This window comes from Streptomyces sp. NRRL S-244, from assembly GCF_000717915.1.
In the GTDB taxonomy this organism is placed as follows: Bacteria; Actinomycetota; Actinomycetes; order Streptomycetales; family Streptomycetaceae; genus Streptomyces.
Genome location: NZ_JOCX01000062.1, coordinates 1 through 1,337, shown reverse-complemented (window position 1 = coordinate 1,337; position 1,337 = coordinate 1). Strand labels below are relative to the sequence as shown.

Sequence of the window (1,337 nt, the reverse complement as noted above, 5' to 3'; positions counted from 1 at the left end):
CGGGGCGCGGCCCCGGACCCCGTCCTGGGGGCTCCGCCCCCAGACCCCCGCGCCTCAAACGCCGGCGGGGCTGGATTTTGCTGCGGCGCCTGCTCAGGTCCACCTCGACGACGTCGGCTCCGCCGCCGGCCGCGCCGCGCTTCTCGTGGGTACCGGCCGACGGGTGCCGACCCCCGCGGAGCGGGCGGAACTCGGTGCGCTGGCCGCGCGGCTGCCCTTCGTCCTCGGCTGATCCGATCAGGCGTAAGGCGGGAGCCGGCAGGCGTGGCGGGGGGAGGGGGGTGTGGGCGCGTGGGAGGGTGCCGGGAGGCCGGGGTGATTGTCGCCTCGTCCGACCATCGGCCCGTTCGGCCATCGGTCTGGTAGGCCGTCGGTCCGTTCGGCCATCGGTCTGGTAGGCCGTCGGTCCGTTCGGCCATCGGTCTGGTGGGCCGTCAGCCCGTCCGGCCGTCGGCCCGTCGGCCCGTTCAGCCCGTTCAGCCCGTTCAGCCCGTTCAGCCCGTTCACCGTTCACCGTCCTCCCGTCCGGCGAGCAGCGAAGCGAAGGTCTTCCATGCGACTGCGCAAAGCCCTTGCCCTCTCCGCCGTCCCCGTCCTGGCCGCCGTCGCCCTGTGCGCACCGCTCGCGGCCGCGGACGTCGGCAACGGCGGCGGCGCCCGCCCCGCGCCCGCGCTGCCGTCCCGGATCGAGGCCACCTGCGGCGACGGGAAGAGCAGCGCCTTCCCCATCGGCGCGCGGATCCGCGGCGGGCCGGCCGTGTACCGGACCGGCGGCGGGCCGCAGACCTGGTTCCTGGACCTCACCAACACCACCAACTCCGAGTGCACCGCCATCCACCCCGTCGTGGTGTTCACGGACACGGCCCGCGCCCTGCTCCCCGCCCACTTCCGGATGGAGTTCGAGGCCCCGGGCGGGACCTTCCCCGTCAGCCTGGAGCGGAGCGACCGGGACGAGATCATCGCCGTCTTCGACGGGGGCGAGGCCTTCTCCGGCTTCGCCGTCCGGGCCGGCGGCTCCCTGACCGTCAAGGTCAGGCTGGCGTTCGCCCCCGGCACGCCCCCCGGCGAGGTCCTCGCCGACGCCGCCCTCGTGCAGCGCAAGGCGGACGACGGCGACTGGGTCGGCGAGGCGGGCGGCTACCGCTTCTCCATCGAGGGCCCCGAGAGCGAGACGGGCGCCGCCGGCTCCCTCGCCGACACCGGGTCCCTCGCCGACACCGGCCCCCGCAACCGGCTCCTCGGCATCGGCGGGGTCGCCTCCCTCGCCGCCGGCGCCGGCCTGCTGCTGGCCGCCCGCCGCCTGCGCGCCCCGGCCGACCCCCCGGCCCCCGACACCC

1 protein-coding gene and 1 pseudogene are annotated in these 1,337 nt (G+C 76.6%); both read left to right on the top strand.

Annotated features, from left to right (window positions below; all coding sequences use genetic code 11):
• Nucleotides 1–232, top strand: a pseudogene (locus tag IF02_RS35835) (hypothetical protein); the annotation flags it as partial.
• A 321-nt stretch (nt 233–553) separates the two neighbouring features.
• Nucleotides 554–1,337 (top strand): hypothetical protein (locus IF02_RS0131955; RefSeq protein ID WP_051696697.1); only part of this gene is annotated, 784 nt, incomplete at its 3' end.